Origin of the sequence: Nostoc sp. (assembly GCF_036917135.1) — a bacterium.
Classification (GTDB): Bacteria; Cyanobacteriota; Cyanobacteriia; order Cyanobacteriales; family Nostocaceae; genus Nostoc.
This window is the reverse complement of record NZ_JBALEA010000040.1, coordinates 15,230-33,134: the sequence shown is the minus strand read 5'-3', so window position 1 is coordinate 33,134 and position 17,905 is coordinate 15,230. Positions and strand designations below refer to the sequence as shown.

5 protein-coding genes are annotated in these 17,905 nt (G+C 38.2%); 4 read left to right on the top strand and 1 reads right to left on the bottom strand.

Going from position 1 to position 17,905, the window contains the following annotated elements; genetic code table 11:
- Positions 1-144 precede the first annotated feature (144 nt).
- The 3 genes from V7K50_RS11760 to V7K50_RS11750 all read left to right on the top strand — a co-directional run bounded on the left by V7K50_RS11760 (position 145) and on the right by V7K50_RS11750 (position 15,685).
- Complete coding sequence (locus V7K50_RS11760; protein ID WP_334960177.1) at positions 145-5,631, top strand: trifunctional serine/threonine-protein kinase/ATP-binding protein/sensor histidine kinase; 5,487 nt, start codon at positions 145-147, stop codon at positions 5,629-5,631.
- A 24-nt stretch (positions 5,632-5,655) separates the two neighbouring features.
- The gene (locus V7K50_RS11755; protein WP_334960175.1) at positions 5,656-14,646 is read left to right on the top strand and encodes an amino acid adenylation domain-containing protein; all 8,991 of its coding nucleotides are present in this window, start codon (positions 5,656-5,658) and stop codon (positions 14,644-14,646) included.
- A gap of 184 nt (positions 14,647-14,830) precedes the next feature.
- Positions 14,831-15,685: a phytanoyl-CoA dioxygenase family protein gene (locus V7K50_RS11750; RefSeq protein ID WP_334960173.1), complete on the top strand. Its 855-nt coding sequence runs from the start codon at positions 14,831-14,833 to the stop codon at positions 15,683-15,685.
- Positions 15,686-15,785: 100 nt separating this feature from the next.
- On the opposite strand, the gene chlP is transcribed toward V7K50_RS11750, so the two are convergent.
- Positions 15,786-17,006 (bottom strand): geranylgeranyl reductase, encoded by a 1,221-nt coding sequence (gene chlP / locus V7K50_RS11745; protein WP_334960171.1) that lies wholly within the window; start codon positions 17,004-17,006, stop codon positions 15,786-15,788.
- Between the two features lie 291 nt (positions 17,007-17,297).
- Between chlP and V7K50_RS11740 the strand changes: the two genes are divergently transcribed.
- Positions 17,298-17,774 (top strand): hypothetical protein, encoded by a 477-nt coding sequence (locus V7K50_RS11740; RefSeq protein ID WP_334960169.1) that lies wholly within the window; start codon positions 17,298-17,300, stop codon positions 17,772-17,774.
- The last annotated feature ends 131 nt before the right edge of the window (positions 17,775-17,905 follow it).

The following is a 17,905-nucleotide window of genomic DNA, read 5'->3' as shown; positions in this document are numbered from 1 at the left end:
TATTGTTAAAAGTTGCTAATCTAAAAAAATGATTAAAAAGCATTGTAGTGCTATTTACATTTTCAAATAAAAAACGTAATTTGTAATTTAACCATTAATAGGCAATTATAATTAATGCCTTCCTAATAAATAGCGGAGAGAAAAATGATTACTGATCCAAAATATCAAATTATAGAAAAAATTTCCGATAGTGTGGATACTGTTGTTTATCGGGCGCAGGAGCTTACAAATGAAAGAATGGTTATCCTGAAAATACTCAAAAATGAATACGCTAATCTTGAATACATAACAGAGTTTAAACATGAGTATGAAATTTCTAAATCATTAGATTTACCAGGAGTTATCAAAATTTATGGATTAGAAAATTATCAAAACAGTATTGCTTTAGTTTTAGAGGACATTGGAGGACAAAATCTAAAACAATTTATTAATAATAATAAAATTAATATAATAAGTTGCTTAAAATTAGCTATTCAGCTTGTGGATATTATTATAGATTTGCATCAACAACATATTATTCATAAAGATATTAAACCACAGAATATAATTATTAATCCTAAGTCAATGCAGGTTAAAATTACTGACTTTAGCATTGCCTCGCGTCTGTCAAAAGAAAATGCAATGATCAGTAATCCTAATTTGCTTAAAGGAACACTTGCTTACATGTCTCCAGAGCAAACAGGTCGCATGAATAGGTCGATTGATTACCGCACAGACTTTTACTCTTTAGGTGTAACTTTTTATGAGATGCTGACTGATAATTTGCCATTTAATTGCACAGACGCCTTAGAAATAATTCACTCTCATATTGCCAAACAGCCGATACCTCCTCATCAAGTAAACACAAAAATCCCAGAGGCTGTATCTAATATTGTCATGAAACTATTATTTAAAACTGCTGAAGAAAGATATCAAAGTGGCTTAGGACTAAAAGCAGATTTAGAGATTTGTTTGAAGCAGTTATTAAATAATGGTAAAATCGAAAACTTTATTCCTGGCAAGTTAGACAAATTTAGCCAATTTACAATTCCTCAAAAACTCTATGGACGCGATAAAGAAGTAGCATCTCTCATGTCAGCTTTTGAGCGAGTAAGTGTTGGTAAAAGTGAGATGATGTTAGTTTCAGGTTATGCAGGAATTGGTAAATCCTGCTTAGTTAATGAAATTCATAAACCTATTCTCCAACAAAAAGGATATTTCATTTCTGGTAAATTTGATCAATTTAAGCGAAATATTCCTTATACGGCTCTAATAGAATCATTTCAAGAATTGACTCAAAAATTATTAACAGAAAGCTCTGAAAAGATAATTGTTTTGAAACAGAAACTTTTAGAAGCATTTGGTGGAATTGGCCAAGTTATTATTGATGTTATTCCTGAAATTGAAAAGATTGTAGGTCAACAGCCACCTGTGCCACAATTAGGAGCAATTGAATCCCAAAACCGCTTTAATCGAGCGTTTCAAAAGTTTATTCAAGTATTTACTCAAAAAGAATGCCCACTTGTTCTATTTTTCGATGATTTACAATGGGCTGATTTGGCCACTCTAAAATTGATTCAGATGTTGATGCTTGATGATAGCCAATATTTTTTGATTATTGGAGCTTATCGAGATAACGAAATAATATCAACTCATTATTTAAATCAAATCTTGAATGAAATCCAAAAAGCAGGAACGATTGTCAATAATATTATACTAAAGCCTTTAAGTATTGGTGACGTGTACGAATTAGTAGTCGATACACTTCATGCTGCAACAGAAAAAACAAAAAACCTAGCTGAACTTCTTTTTAATCAAACTCAGGGAAATCCTTTTTTCTTAACTCAGTTGTTCCAAACTATGCACCAAGAAAAGCTATTAAGTTTTGACTTTAATAGTGGAACATGGCAGTGGGAAATAAATCAAATTGAGACTATTGGGATTACAGATTATGATGCTCTGGAATTAATTGTCAGAAATATTAAAAAATTGCCTCAAGAGACGCAAGATGTCTTAAAACTAGCTGCTTGTATAGGCAATCGTTTTAACATAAACATTCTCGCAATTGTAAATGAAAAATCTCAATCAGAAACCGCCTCTGAATTATGGGAAGCACTTCAAGCAAGTCTAATTCTGCCATTGAGCGAAAACTATAAAGCTCCACTGTTTTTTGACGAAGACATATCTACATCCTTAGAATATCAAAAATTAAAAGTTTCATATAAGTTTTTTCACGATCGCATCCAGCAAGCAGCTTATTCCCTAATTCCAGAATCAGAAAGAAAACAAACTCATCTGAGAATTGGGCAATTAATACTAGAATCTTGCCAAACAGAGGAAATTGAAGAAAATATTTTTAATATTGTTAACCACTTAAATTTTGGTACTGAATTTATTTGCGATCAATCTCAAAGAGTTCGGCTAGCTAAATTAAATCTGATGGCTAGCCAAAAAGCAAAAGCATCATCAGCTTACGAAGCAGCTCTTAGCTATTCAACAGTTGGATTAGAATTACTGACACCATCGAGTTGGAAAAATCACTACGAATTGATGCTAGGACTTCATCTAGAAAGCGCAGAGTTAGAGTACTTAAATACTAATTTTAAACCAGCAGCTATTCTAAGTGAAATTATTCTAGATCAAGCTACCAATCTACTCGATCAAGTCAAGGCTTATCAATTACAAATCCAGTTTTACATGGCTCAAAATCAGATGCTTAAAGCCATTGATATTGGACTAGAAGCGATCGCAAAGTTGGGTATTTCTCTCTCAGCGATACCAAATAAGCAAAGTACTATACCTAATTTACCTCAGCTTCAAGATTTAGAAAATTTTCCACTTGTAAAAGATCCTTATATACTAGCAGCTTTAAAAATCCTTGTGACTATTGCTGGTGCTGCTTTTATTACTAATCCAAAAAAGACAAGTTTTCCCCAGATAATCTTGACTGTCGTCAATCTGTGTATTGAACACGGCCATTCAGCTTTTGCAGCTCACGGATATGCTTATTATGGGATGCTGTTGTGTGGCTATCTTGAAAATATTGATGCTGGATATCACTCTGGTCAAATAGCTTGGCAAATATTAGAGCAGTTCCAAGATATTGAACTTAAAAGTAAAGTATACGCACCATTTTATGGTTTTACTATTCATTGGAAAGAGCATATTAAAAAAACAATTACACCGTTGCAAGAAGGAATTCAAAGCGCATTAGAAATTGGAGATTTAGAATACGCTGGCTATTGCTCTGTTCACTATTGCGGGCATATATTTTTTAGAGGAGAAGAACTTGAATCAGTAGCTCATCAGCAACTATCATATATTGATTTACTACAAAAATTTAAACTAGATTTTCCTATAAATTACATTAAGATTTGGCATCAACTAGCACTTAATTTGCAAGGTTTGTCAGAAAAAAAACATCTTTTATTTGGCGATAGTTTTAATGAAGAAACAATGCTGCCATATCTAAAAAGTACTAATAATTCTACTTCTTTATTTGCTGCTTATGTTGCCAAGTTGATTCTTTTTTACTTATTTAAAGATTACACTCAAGCAATTGATAATGCCAAATTAGCTTCGGAATACATAGGTAGTGTGATGGGGATGATGACGGTTGGCATCCACAATCTATACTATTCATTAGCTCTAATTTCTTTATATCCAAATGTTGAACCTAAGATTCAACAAGAATATCTGGCTATTATCAATGCCAATCAGGAAAAAATGCGGTTATGGGCTGGTCATGCTCCTACTAACTATCAGCATAAATATGATTTAGTGGAGGCGGAAAAAGCGCGAGTTTTAGGGCAAACCTTCGTAGCTATGGAGTATTATGAGCTAGCTATTCAAGGAGCCAAAGAACAGGGATATCTGCAAGAAGAAGCACTAGCCAGTGAGTTAGCAGCAGAATTTTACTTTTTCCGTGGTAGAGATCAGCAGGCGATCTTCTACCTGAGAGAATCTTATCATGCTTATATACGTTGGGGAGCGATCGCAAAAGTCAATGATTTAGAGTCAAAATACCCCGATTATTGCCAATTGAGAATAAATCAAGAATCATCGAGTTTGAAGACTACCTTGCGAACTACTTCAAGCAAAGTCAATAATTTGGCATCTTTTGATTTGTCTACAGTTTTTAAAGCTTCGCAAGCTATTTCTAGTGAAATCATGCTAGATGAATTGCTATCTAAGTTGATGACAATTGTTATGGAAAATGCTGGCGCACAAACTAGCTGCTTCCTTTTAGAGAAAAATGGTCAAATGATAATAGAAGCATTAGTGGGAGTTAACAAAGATGAGATGTTTTTGGAAAACTCTATGTCTTTAGATAATAGTCTATATGTACCTATATCTATACTCAACTATGTGATGAGAACTAACGAAAGTATCGTTATTGGTGATGCTAGCTCTGAAGGAAAATTTACTAGCGATCCTTATATTATCCAGAATAAATGTAAATCAGTTTTATGTACACCCATAATTCATCAAAATAAACTTATCGGAATTCTATATCTGCAAAATAACTTAACAACGAATGCATTTACTACTGAACGTTTAGAAGTTTTAAAAATTCTCGCCTCTCAAGCAGCTATTTCTATCGAGAATGCCAAGCTTTATACTAATCTCTCTCAACTAAATGAGAACTTGCAAGAAGCTAACCAGCAATTAGAGAACTATAGCAAAAATCTGGAAATAAAGGTCGAAGAGAGAACACAGGAATTACATAATAAAAATGTGTGTTTGGAAGAACAAGCACTAGAATTAGAAATGACATTAAAGCAACTAAAAACAACACAGATCCAGATGATTCAAAAAGAAAAAATGTCTGGATTGGGTCAATTAGTTGCTGGTATAGCTCATGAAATTAATAACCCAATTAATTTTATATATGGGAATATTTCTCATGCTAGTGAATACATTAAGGATCTATTACATCTAGTTAAAGTTTATCAAAAATTATCACCCAATTTGAATCCTCAAATTCTAGCGGAACAAGAGGATATAGATTTTGAATTTTTGCTTGAAGACTTACCAAAATTGCTATCTTCCATGAAGATTGGAGCCGATCGCATCCGCCAGATAGTTCTTAGCTTACGTAACTTCTCCCGTTTGGATGAAGCAGAAATGAAGCCAGTTAATATTCATGAAGGTATTGATAGTACTTTACTAATATTACAACATCGACTTAAAACTGAGTCTGTCAATTCTAAGATTGAAATTATCAAAAATTATGCCTCCTTACCATTAGTCGATTGTTATCCAGGTCAGCTCAACCAAGTATTTATGAATTTGTTAGCTAATGCTATTGATGCTTTGGAAGAGTTTAACTCTCATCGTTCATTGAAGGAAGCTGAACTGAATCCAGGTTATATCAAAATAACTACTGAGTTATTAGAGCAAAATCTGCTAGCCATTCGCATTGCTGATAATGGTTCTGGGATAAAACCGGATATACTTTCTCAGATTTTCAATCCTTTCTTTACTACTAAACCTATTGGGAAAGGTACTGGTTTAGGATTATCTATTAGCTACACAATTATTGTAGAAAAACATCGAGGTCAAATTAGTTGTCAGTCAGTACCAGGACAAGGAACTGAATTCATAATTGAACTTTCAGTACATCAGAATAATTCTCAATTAATCAAGTAAAAAATTGACATTAAAAGAATCTTTATGATTAACAATTCTCAAGGTACAGATATTGCTCCTATTTCAATTTCCGAAGTCTTGATGGCTTTGGTAACAGGAAATATAATAGATAAGCCTTATGAACCTTCAAATATCGGAAAAATATCCCGATTAACAACTACACAAAGGGATTTGTATCTGGATAATATGCTCCATCCAGATAGTACTTTTTTCAGTTTAGGAGCATCGGTAAAGTTACCAAAAACTTTAGATAGATTTATTTGGGAACAGGCAGTAAAAATAGTATGTCAAGCAGATGATACAATTAAAACAAAGTTTATTTTTTATCAAGGTGAAGCTTTTCAATTTGTAGATAAAAGTGCTGATATTCATTTTGAATTCATCGAAATGAATACTAATAATCCTGATTTTAAGAGTGTAGAAGATATCATACAGAAAAAAATTAAAGTAAAGCTTGAATTTAACAAAAACTATTTATTTAAAAATATTTTATTCGAAGAGCAGCAGGGTAATTATACTGCTATTTTAGGTGCGCCTCATATATTTTTTGATGGATATTCTGTCAAAATTTTCTTTGAAAAAGTTGGGAAAGTTTATTTGGATTTAAAAGCAGGTAATATTCCTCAAAAATTTAAATTTGGTTCTTTTTATGATTGTATTGAAGAGCATCTACTTGAATTTGATACTCAAGAAAATCAGCAGTATTGGCAGGAATCTTTAAGCAATATTATTCCTGTCACATCTTATATAAAACCCAAAAAAGAAAACAAAGCCCAATCGAGAAAAGTACAAATTGCTGGAAATGAGCTAGAGCAGATTAGAAAATATTGCCAATTAAATAAATGTAATATCCCAGCTTTTTTTAGGGCTGTGTATGGTATTTACTTGAGTAAGTATTTACAAGCACCAGGAGATTTTGTATTTTACGATATTATCGGGAAAAGAGATAAACAAACACTTAATGTTTTAGGTTGTCTTTATCAAGTAGTTCCCGTTATTGTTAATCAAAATCTTCTGGGAAATAATTCAAAGGTTTTTAATTATCTTTCATATATAAATGATTATCGGAAAAATCTCAGCCATTATCAAAATATTTCTGTATTTGAGCAAAAAAAATATTTGACAAATGAACAATTAAAATTCTTCTACAATTTTTATAAATTCAAAGTTATTAATCTACCTGTTGCTGAAGAAAATCCTAGATTAACTGTTTATAATTCTTTTGCTGATAATGAAGTTCATCTTATAGTAAACGAGTTTAAGCATACTATAGAGATAGAAATATTTTATAATGAAACTTGTTTTGTGTATGTCGAAACTTTAGAAAGATTGCTCTTTATAGCCAATCAAGTTAGTCAAGGATGTGAGTATTTTCATCAAGTGAATATATTGCTAGAAAGTGAGCAGAAAGAATTAGTAGAAACTTGGAATGATACTAGCAGAGATTACGCCTTAGATAAATGCGTTCATCAGCTATTTGAAGCGCAGGTGGAGCGATCGCCACATACCTTAGCTCTCATCTTTAAAGAAGGACAGAACCACCAACAGTCTTCACTCACTTACGATAAGCTCAATCAGCACGCGAACCAGTTAGCACATTATCTGCGTTCGCTAGGTGTGAAACCAGATATGCCCATAGGAATCTGTGTAGAGAGAACGCTAGAAATGGCGATCGCAGTTTTGGCAGTTCTCAAAGCTGGTGGGGCTTATGTACCAATGGATTCAGCCTATCCCAAGGAACGTCTAGCCTTTATGCTTGAGGATACTCAGGTATCAATATTACTCACTCAACAAAAACTATTAGCACAGCTTCCTGAAACCAAAGCGCAGATTATCTGTTTAGATAGCGACTGGGACAACATAGGCGAATATAGTCAAGAAAATCCCTCTAGTGAAGTCACACCAGAGAATTTAGCCTATATCATCTACACCTCTGGTTCTACAGGCACACCGAAAGGCATCTGTTTAGCTCACCGTCCTTTAGTAAATTTACTGCAATGGCACTTAAACTCACTATTAACAGGTGTACGTACCCTGCAATTTGCCTCTTTGAGCTTTGATGCCAGCTTTCATGAGATGTTTGCTACTTGGTCTTCAGGAGGAACTTTGTTTCTCATCTCAGAAAACTTGCGTCGGGACACTACAGCTTTAGCTGGCTTTATTCAGAGTCAAGAGATTGAAAAAGTTATCCTGCCCGTTGTCGTACTACAACAAATGGCAGAAATGGCTGTATCTCAGTTGGAATTATTTACTAGCTTAAAAGAAGTTACTACCACCGGTGAGCAACTACAAATCACCCCAGCCATTGTCAAATTATTTAAATCACTACCACACTGCTCATTTCATAATCACTATGGGCCATCAGAAACCCATGTAGTAACGGCTTTGACATTAGATCAGAATCCTGATTCCTGGCCAACTTATCCCTCTATAGGTCGTCCCATCGCTAACACCCAAATCTACATACTTGATGGAGAGTTAAAGCCAGTTCCCATCGGTGTTCCGGGAGAGCTTTACATTGGTGGCGATAGTTTAGCTAGGGGTTACTTCAATCGACCCGATCTTACTGCCCAACGCTTTATTCCCAATCCTTATGCAAAATCGCATCGCTTGTATAAAACAGGTGACTTAGCTTGCTACTTACCAGATGGCAATATTGAATACCTGGGTCGGATAGACCAGCAGGTGAAGATTCGCGGCTTCCGCATTGAGTTGGGGGAAATCGAAGCAATGCTATTACAGCATCCTGATGTTCTTGAAGCCGCAGTCATGGCGCGTGAGGATGTGCCTGGGAACAAGCACCTAGTCGGTTATATTGTTTCCAACTTGATTCCAGAGCAAGTACCTGATGCAAGTATTTGTCGAGTGGAAACTGATGACAACAGGGAAACCCAACATCTATGGAAGATTTTGCAGCGCACAGTGAGTGGCAATCTCCGTAAATTTCTCAAGGAGAAACTGCCAGATTATATGATGCCTTCCAGCTTTGTGATGTTAAATGCATTGCCACTAACTGCTAACGGGAAAGTAGATCGTCGTTCCTTACCAGCACCCGATCGCACTAGACGGAATCTGGAGCAAGATTTTGTCTCTCCTCGTACTACCGTTGAGAAAGTACTAGCAAAAATTTGGGTGGAAGTTTTGCGATTGGAGCAGATCAGCGTCCACGATAACTTTTTTGAGATTGGGGGACACTCACTGCTAGCGACTCAGATAATCTCTCGTGTTCGAGATACCTATCAATTAGATTTACCATTGCGGTGTTTATTCGATGCACCTACTGTTGCTAGCTTGGCAGAAATTATTGAGGCACAACTCCAGCAAAATCTAGAATTGCAGACTCAAGGAATTGTACCTGCAACGCGCAACCAAAACTTGCCTCTTTCTTTTGCCCAGCAGCGATTATGGTTTCTGGAACAGTTCTTACCTGACAATCCCTTATACAACTTACCGCAGAGTTTTCACCTTGTTGGTCAAGTAAATCTAAGTGCCTTAGAAGAGAGTATCAACGAAATTATTCGCCGCCATGAGGTTTTACGCACCACTTTTGCTTTCTTAGATGGGCAGCCAGTACAAATTATTGCTCCTACTCTAACTGTAACTTTGCATCGAATAGATTTGAGATCCCTGTCTGACTCGCAAAAAGATACAGAAATCCAGCGATTAACGATTGAGGAGTGCCAACGGTCTTTTAACCTCAATCACGGGCCGCTAGTACGAACCACCCTGTTGCAGTTAGGCGCAGAAGAATATGTACTGCTTTTGAATATTCACCATATTGTTTTTGATGGTTGGTCTGTCGCTACATTTTTCCGAGAACTGAGACTGCTATATCAAGCTTTCGTCAACGGTCAACCTTCTCCTCTAACTGAGTTGCCGATTCAGTATGCAGACTTTGCCCTTTGGCAACGACAATGGTTGCAAGGAAAAGTATTATCAGAGCAACTAGACTATTGGAAGCAGCAGTTAGCAGATTTACCCATTTTACAGTTACCAAGCGATCGCCCCCGACCACCAATCCAAACTTATCGCGGGACGCGTCAACCTTTAGCACTTTCCAAATCTCTCACCGAGAAACTAACCCAATTCAGTCAGCAGGAGGGAGTTACTTTATTTATGACGCTCTTAGCAGCGTTCCAAACATTGCTATTCCGTTATACAAGTAGCGCAGATATCCAAGTAGGTTCGGTAATTGCCAACCGCCACTATCAGGAAATTGAGAGTTTAATTGGATTTTTTGTTAACACCTTAGTACTACGTAGTGATTTTTCTGACTCTCCAACTTTCCGCCAGTTGCTTAAGCAAGTGCGAGAAGTAACCTTAGAAGCATACTCCCATCAAGACTTACCCTTTGAGAAACTGGTAGAGGAACTAGAACCAGAACGAGATTTGAGCCGCCATCCCCTCTTCCAAATCGGCTTTGCTCTGCAAAATGTACCCATACAAGCTCTGGAACTTTCGGGTTTGACTATTAACCATCGCTTAGAACACAATGGCGCAGCCAAGTTCGATCTGTTCCTAGAACTATTTGAAACGCCAGATGGGATTAGTGGTTGGTTTGAGTACAGCACCGATTTATTTGACGCTGCTACCATCTCTCGCATCGGGGAAAATTTTCAGACTTTAGTTGCAGGTATCGTTGCTAATCCCGACCAGAAAGTTGCAGATTTACCCCTTTTAACAACTACTGAGCGCCAACAATTATTAGTGGGATGGAATCAAACTCAAGCAGATTACCCTGAACAAAGTTGCATTCACCAACTATTTGAAGCCCAAGTACAGCGATCGCCTGATTCTGTAGCAGCAATTTTTGCAGAACAGCAAATAACTTATCATGACTTGAATGCCAGAGCCAATCAATTAGCCCGTCATTTACAAACTTTAGGTGTCAGGCCAGATGTGTTGGTAGGGATTTGTGTAGAGCGATCGCTAGAAATGATTGTAGCTATATTAGCAATTCTCAAAGCTGGTGGGGCTTATATACCTCTAGATCCAGCCTATCCACAGCAGCGTTTATCTTTAATGCTGACAGACTCTCAGCTATCAGTGCTACTAACCCAACAACATTTGTTGGCACAACTGCCTAAACATCAAGCGCATATTGTTTGTTTGGATAGAGACTGGCAGGATATTGCTACACAAAACCAATATAACCTTGATATTAGTATTAATCCTGATAACTTAGCTTATGTAATCTACACCTCAGGTTCCACTGGCACACCAAAAGGTGTACAAATTATGCACTGCTCTGTAGTTAATTTCCTCCACTTCATGGGTCAGCACTTGGAACTGACAGAGCAAGACATACTTCTTTCCGTCACTACTTTATCTTTTGACATTGCAGTATTAGAAATTTTTCTACCCATTACTCTCGGTGCCCGTGTCGTTATGATCAGTCGGGAAGAGACTATGGACGGTACAGAGTTAATCGCAAAGTTAACCAATGCTGTTACCGTTATGCAAGCTACACCTGTCACTTGGCAACTGCTTCTAGAAGCAGGTTGGCAGGGTAGCAAACATCTGAAAATACTGTGTGGTGGGGAAGCTTTGCCGAGAAAATTAGCTAAACAGTTGCAACAGAGCTGTGGTATTTTATGGAACGTTTATGGCCCCACTGAAACTACCATCTGGTCAGCAACATATAAAGTTGTATCTGAGGACGGACAAGTTCTGATTGGTCGGCCTATAGCCAATACTCAGTTCTATATACTCGACTCTCAGTTACAACCTGTGTCTGTAGGTATGCCAGGAGAACTCTACATTGGTGGTGCTGGTTTAGCACGCGGTTATCTCAATCGCCCTGCTCTTACAGATGCTCGGTTCATTCCCAACCCTTTTATGAAGGCAGAAGAATATTCCATCACTCATTCCTCCCAACAGCGCCTTTATAAAACAGGGGACTTAGTTCGCTATCTCCCAGATGGCAATATCGAGTATCTCAGTCGTATCGATCACCAAGTGAAGATCCGCGGCTTTCGGATTGAGTTAGGAGAGATTGAAGCAGTGTTGATGCAACATCCGTTAGTCAAAACAGGTGTTGTCATAGATCGGGAAGATGTACCCGGACAACAGCGTTTAGTAGCTTATGTGGTACAAAATCAACAAGATGAGAATGCCCAAGAGTTATTAGCGGATTGGCAAACCGAACACCTTTATCAGTGGCAAACACTCTACGATCAAACCTACAAGCAAACTACTGAGGAACAAAACCGAGTATTCAATACTATTGGTTGGAATAGTAGTTATACAGGTATGCCCATCCCTGCAAAGGAGATGCGTGAGTGGGTAGACCAAACTGTTGAACGCATTCTTTCTCTGCAACCCAGCCAAGTACTAGAAATTGGTTGTGGTACAGGTCTGTTGCTATGCAAAATTATTTCCCATTGCAGTAAGTATTGGGGTACTGACTTTGCGCCTGAAGCTCTGCGACAAATCCAACAGTTAGAAATATCGGGTCAAGATTGGCCACAACTGACTTTGTTACAAAGACCTGCTGATAATTTTGAGAACATTGAGACAGATGCCTTTAATACAGTAATTATCAACTCGGTAGTTCAGTATTTTCCCAGCATTGACTATCTGGTGCAAGTTTTGGCAGGAGCTATTAATGCTGTGAAGCCTGGTGGTTTTATCTTTGTCGGAGATGTGCGTAGCTTACCCTTGTTAGAGGCTTACCACGCTTCCGTAGCACTGTATCAAGCATCATCCTCACTTTCCACAGTGCAGTTACAAGAGCGCGTTCGACAACGCCTCAACCAAGAGGAAGAGCTGGTAATTCATCCGGAGTTTTTCACAGCATTGCGTCAGCACTTCCCCAAGATTAGCCACGTTCAAATTCAGATCAAGCGCGGTCAGTATCACAATGAACTCACAAAGTTTCGCTATGATGTGATTCTGCATATAGGAACTAATACAGATAATACTGTAAATATTCCTTGGCTAGATTGGCAAAAACAAAAGCTAACGCTGTCATCTGTTCGTCATCTGCTATTAGCAACTCAGCCAGAAATTCTCTTAATTAGAAACGTACCTAATGCCAGGATAATTAAGGAAGTCTTGACTGTAGAATTGCTGAACAACCCAGATGGGCCTAAGACAGTAGGTGAGATGCGATCGCATCTAGAGCAACTTCCCCAGACTGGGATTGATCCTGAAGAACTGTGGAATTTGAGCCAGAATTTACCTTATTTGATCGATATCATTTGGTCAGAATCTAGTGTGGCTGACTGTTATGAGGTAGTTTTTAGACATCGCCAAAGGGGAAGAGTAGATGTATCAGAGGCGATCGCTTCTCAAGATCCAGTTCACACTAAGCCTTGGAATTACTATGCCAATCAGCCGTTACAGAGTAAGTTTACTCGCAAGCTGGCTTTAGAACTCCGCCACTTTCTCGAACAAAAGCTACCAGAATATATGATACCTACAGCTTTTGAGTGCCTAGAGAAATTACCACTGACACCCAATGGCAAATTAGACCGTCGGGCGCTACCTGCTCCCAATCAGTCCAGATCGATCCTGAAAGTAGCATTGATTGCACCTCGTACTCCTACTGAGGAACAAATGCTCGATATCTGGGCTAAGATACTCGGTATTGATCATCTGGGCATTCGGGATAATTTCTTTGAGCTTGGCGGTAATTCTCTGCTAGCAGCGCAGTTAATGATGTCTGTACGAGAAACTTTCCAAGTAGAACTGCCCGTAAGATGTATTTTTGAGCAGCAGACTATAGAAGGACTCAGCCAAACCGTTGAGAAAGTACGTCAAGAAGGAATTGCTAGTCTCAATACTATTGTTAATCTCAAAGCTGAAGCTGTACTCGATCCAAGCATCTATCCTCAAGGAGTGCTGACTCAGGATATCAGTCAGCCGCAGCATATTTTCTTAACAGGAGCAACAGGCTTTTTAGGTGCTTTCTTAATCCATGAGTTGCTACAGCAAACTCAGGCGAAAATATATTGCCTTGTGCGTGCTAATAACGAAAGCGAAGGTTTCAAAAGGCTACAGGAAACCTTAGAAAAATATTTAATCTGGGACGCAAGCCAAAGTTCCAGAATCATCCCCATACCAGGAGATTTAGGTTTACCCCGTCTGGGAGTTTCTCTAGAGCAATTTGAGAAGCTAGCAGAGCAGATTGATGTGATTTATCATAGTGGTGCTCAAGTCAACTTTGCTAAACCATATTCTGTAATTAAGGCAGCAAATGTTCTTGGTACTCAAGAAGTTCTCAGATTAGCGTGTCACCATCAACTTAAGCCAATACACTATATCTCAACAATTGCCATTTTTGGCACAATAGCCTGTTTAACTAGAGTGAATACCCTTTATGAGGACGATGATATTGATAATAGTGAAACTTATCTTTATGAGGATATTGGTTATACCCAAAGTAAATGGGTAGCCGAAAAACTTATTTGGATTGCTAAATCTAGAGGTATCCCTGTAACAGTTATTAGATCGGGATTTTTAATGGGTCATCCCCAGACTGGCGTAACTAATACAGATGACTACATATCTAGATTGATTAAAGGTTGTATTCAATTAGGTAGTTTTCCAGATTTAGTTAATCAAAAACAAGATTTAATTACTGTTGATTATGCCAGTAAAGCGATTGTTCAAATATCTAGAAGAAAAGAATCTTTAGGAAAGGCTTTTCATTTAGTTCCTTTAGCATCGCAAAATATTGATTTAACTAGATTATTTGACCTGATATCAACTTGTGGATACCAACTGAAAAAAGTGCCTTATGAACAATGGACAAATGATTTAATCAATCAAGCTCGATACTCTCAGGAAAATCCTTTATTTCCTCTCATACCCATGTTAACTGAAAAAGTCCATCAAGGGCTGACTGGATGGCAACTATATCAAAACACTCCTGATTTAGACTGTCGCAATACACTTGAGGCAATTGCTGATACTTCCATCTACAGTCCATCAATGGATACTGAATTAATCAGTAAATATTTAGCTTATTTCCAAAATAGCGGATTTTTAAATATAGATTTTGTAAAGTAGACATATTTGTTAAGGAATTTAGCTAGGTAAAACTCATTGGTATTTAAAACACTTATGAAACCTTTGAAGGGTTTTGAGTAATTTACCCTATCAAAAATGATTAAAATCATTTAAGTGTTCCTGGCAATGTCTCTAAACTTTAAAAGAGTTAAATTTTAATTATTCATAGATACAAGGTTGTAATATGTACCTAACAGAAGAACAATTATTAGTCTATAAAAATCAAGGACTTATTTTATTATCAGAATGTTTCTCACGCGCTGAAGTCGAAATTATGAAAGCAGAATTATCTGCTTTATCTACAGACAAGTCACCAAAAAAGATTCTTGAAAAAGATAATAAGACTGTACGTTCACTTCACGGTTCACATACTACAAATGATGTTTTCAATTCCCTAGCAAGACATCCCTTAATTGTTGAGCCTGCTATGCAAATAGTTGGCAGCCAAGTATATATATATCAATTCAAAGTCAATCTTAAGGCAGCGTTTACTGGTGATATTTGGAAATGGCATCAAGACTATATCTATTGGCGTAAGGAGGATGGAATGCCAAGACCACAAGTAGTTAATGCCATGTGTCTGTTAGATGATATGAGCGAATTCAATGGTCCGCTATTTGTTATCCCTGGTTCCCATAGAGAAGAGATGATTGACGTGACGACTGATCATCCTAAAGTGGCAACCACAAATTCTAATATTTCTAGTGACAGCGATGCATGGATATCGAGTTTTAGTGCTAATTTGAAGTATTCTCTAAGCCCAGAATTGGTTACTGATTTAGTATCGAAGTATGGAATTTATTTGATAAAAGCAATGGCGGGTTCGGTACTATTTTTTGATAGCAACATTGTACATGCTTCATCAAATAATATCTCACCATTTGGGCGATCTACTGTGATTATTACTTATAACAGTATTGAAAATATTCCTTTACCAGTTGAAAATCCCCGACCAGATTTTCTTGTGAGTCAAGATTATCGACCAATCACTCCTCTAGCAACTGATGCGTTATCTCAGTTTTCTCGTGTTCTGTTATGAATCAGGACTTACGCAAACAATAGCTAAAACCCTTATTTTTAGGTAGGGGCAATTTATGAATTGCCCCAGAGCGCGTGTAGCCGCAGTATTCCGCACTCAATTAAGGTGCAAGTGCATTACCCCGAATTAGGCTACCAATGGTTTTGGCAGTAATTTTTAATTGGGTGATGGGATTAGCTGGGACAACTGTTTTATACAAATAGCTATCGAATGTTAGCCGTTGTACATCGAGATCATCGCACATTTCCACAAACGCCTCGCGGGTGGCGTTGGAACGATAGAAAACGGTTTGCAGAATGTCCAACACCTTGTAAGTGAGTCCATATCTTTTATCCCAACGCTTCAGATAAACCTTGAGGTCATTTTCTGTAGGAATCCGGCTACCACTGTTAGATGTTTCGACAATGGTTTCAGCACACATCCGCCCAGATTTAGCGGCAAAATAAATACCTTCACCAGAGGACTTGGTAACATAACCAGCAGCATCTCCCACCAAAGCGATACGACCGACAACACGACGGGGACGGGGATGCTCAGGAATGGGGTGGGCTTCTATTTTGATGATTTTACCGCCTGCTAGCTTCTCGGAAGCACGAGCGCGAATACCAGCTTGTAACTGTTTGATGCTGGCTTTGTTGACGTGCATTGTACCCGTACCGACAGCTACGTGGTCATGTTTGGGGAAAACCCAAGCGTAGAAATCGGTAGAAACGTCATCACCGACATACATTTCGGCGAGGTCGTTATAGTAGGCCATTTTGTCTTCGGGTAAGCGAATTCGCTCTTGGAAAGCGATCGCATAATTGTAATCCCCAGCGTCCATTTCTTTAGCAACGCGAGAATTCGCCCCATCTGCCCCAATAATTACATCCACTTTCAGGGTTTTGGCAATCCCCTGTGATATCCCATCTGTATGGTCAATGTAATGGATCGTATAAGGGTCGGTATTGTTTCCTGGTATATCGAGTTTATGAACAGTGGCATTAATTAAATTTGCGCCGACTTTTGCCGCGCGATCGCGCAAAAAGCCATCCAGCACTTCCCGGCGGCACATTCCTATATATTCATCTTCATTTACCAGATTAATATCAACTTCCCGATTAGAAGGCGAAATCATTTTCATCTTCCGTACCCGGCGATCAATAATCTCTGGTGGTAAGTCAAATTCACTCACCATACATAGGGGAATTGCACCCCCACAAGGCTTTGCATTGTCCAGCTTCCGCTCAAACAAGTAGGTTTCAATCCCAGAGGCTGCCAGTGTTTCTGCGGCAGATGAACCAGCAGGGCCTGACCCAATAACAGCAACCCGTAGTGTCAAAGGTCTTTCTCCCAAATCTTCACATTTACCCAGAGCATACTACCACGGTCTTTCGGGTGATTTGACGCTTTGCCTTCAGGTTTCTACTGAAATGCAATATTCCTTAATGTTTCGATACGAAAAGCGAGATGGGGAATGGATCGCATTTACCACTGAGAATGATCGCAAACAGATTCACCACAGCCACTCAGTACAGACGCGATTAATCGCATCTCTCTATCTCCTTAAGACTGTGCGATCGCATTTACCAGTGGGAATCATAACAAACAGATTCACCACAGTAAATATCCAATGGCTTACCAAAACATTACCGCCTCTCTTTCCCCAGCAGATATCCAAGAAATTAAAGCAGCCTTTGCGACTATCCAAGCAAAGATGCCCTTTCTCGTTACCTTGAGTGTGGAAGAACGACGCAAGTTATTTAAGATGGGCGATAAAAGCCTAGCTTTCGTCAACACTAGCCTGACTGCTGCCCAGTCTAACCGAGACATTTTACCAGCTAGCTTTGATGTAGACGAATTTCTGCGGGATTATCAATTAGCCACCACCCTCACCGAAGTTTTGATTGGACTGCGACAACTGACAGAACAAGTAGATGATACCCTAATGGCAGTCGGTAGCGAAGCAATGGGCAGCAGTTTGACAGTTTACGACTACGTGAAGACAGCTGCTAAGAAAACTCCAGGGTTAAAAACTATTGCCGAACAGTTAGGCGAACGGTTTAAAGCTATAAAAAGTAAACCTGCTAAAGCCACTTCTGATTCATAGGCAAATATTGCCATTCGGTTTATAACCGTTCTCGCTTGCGTCAAATACAAGCATTCGTAGGGGCACAGCATGCTGTGCCCCTACCGCGTATCCTGGTGTACTGGATTCAAACAATAAGTGCTGTAGTCTTT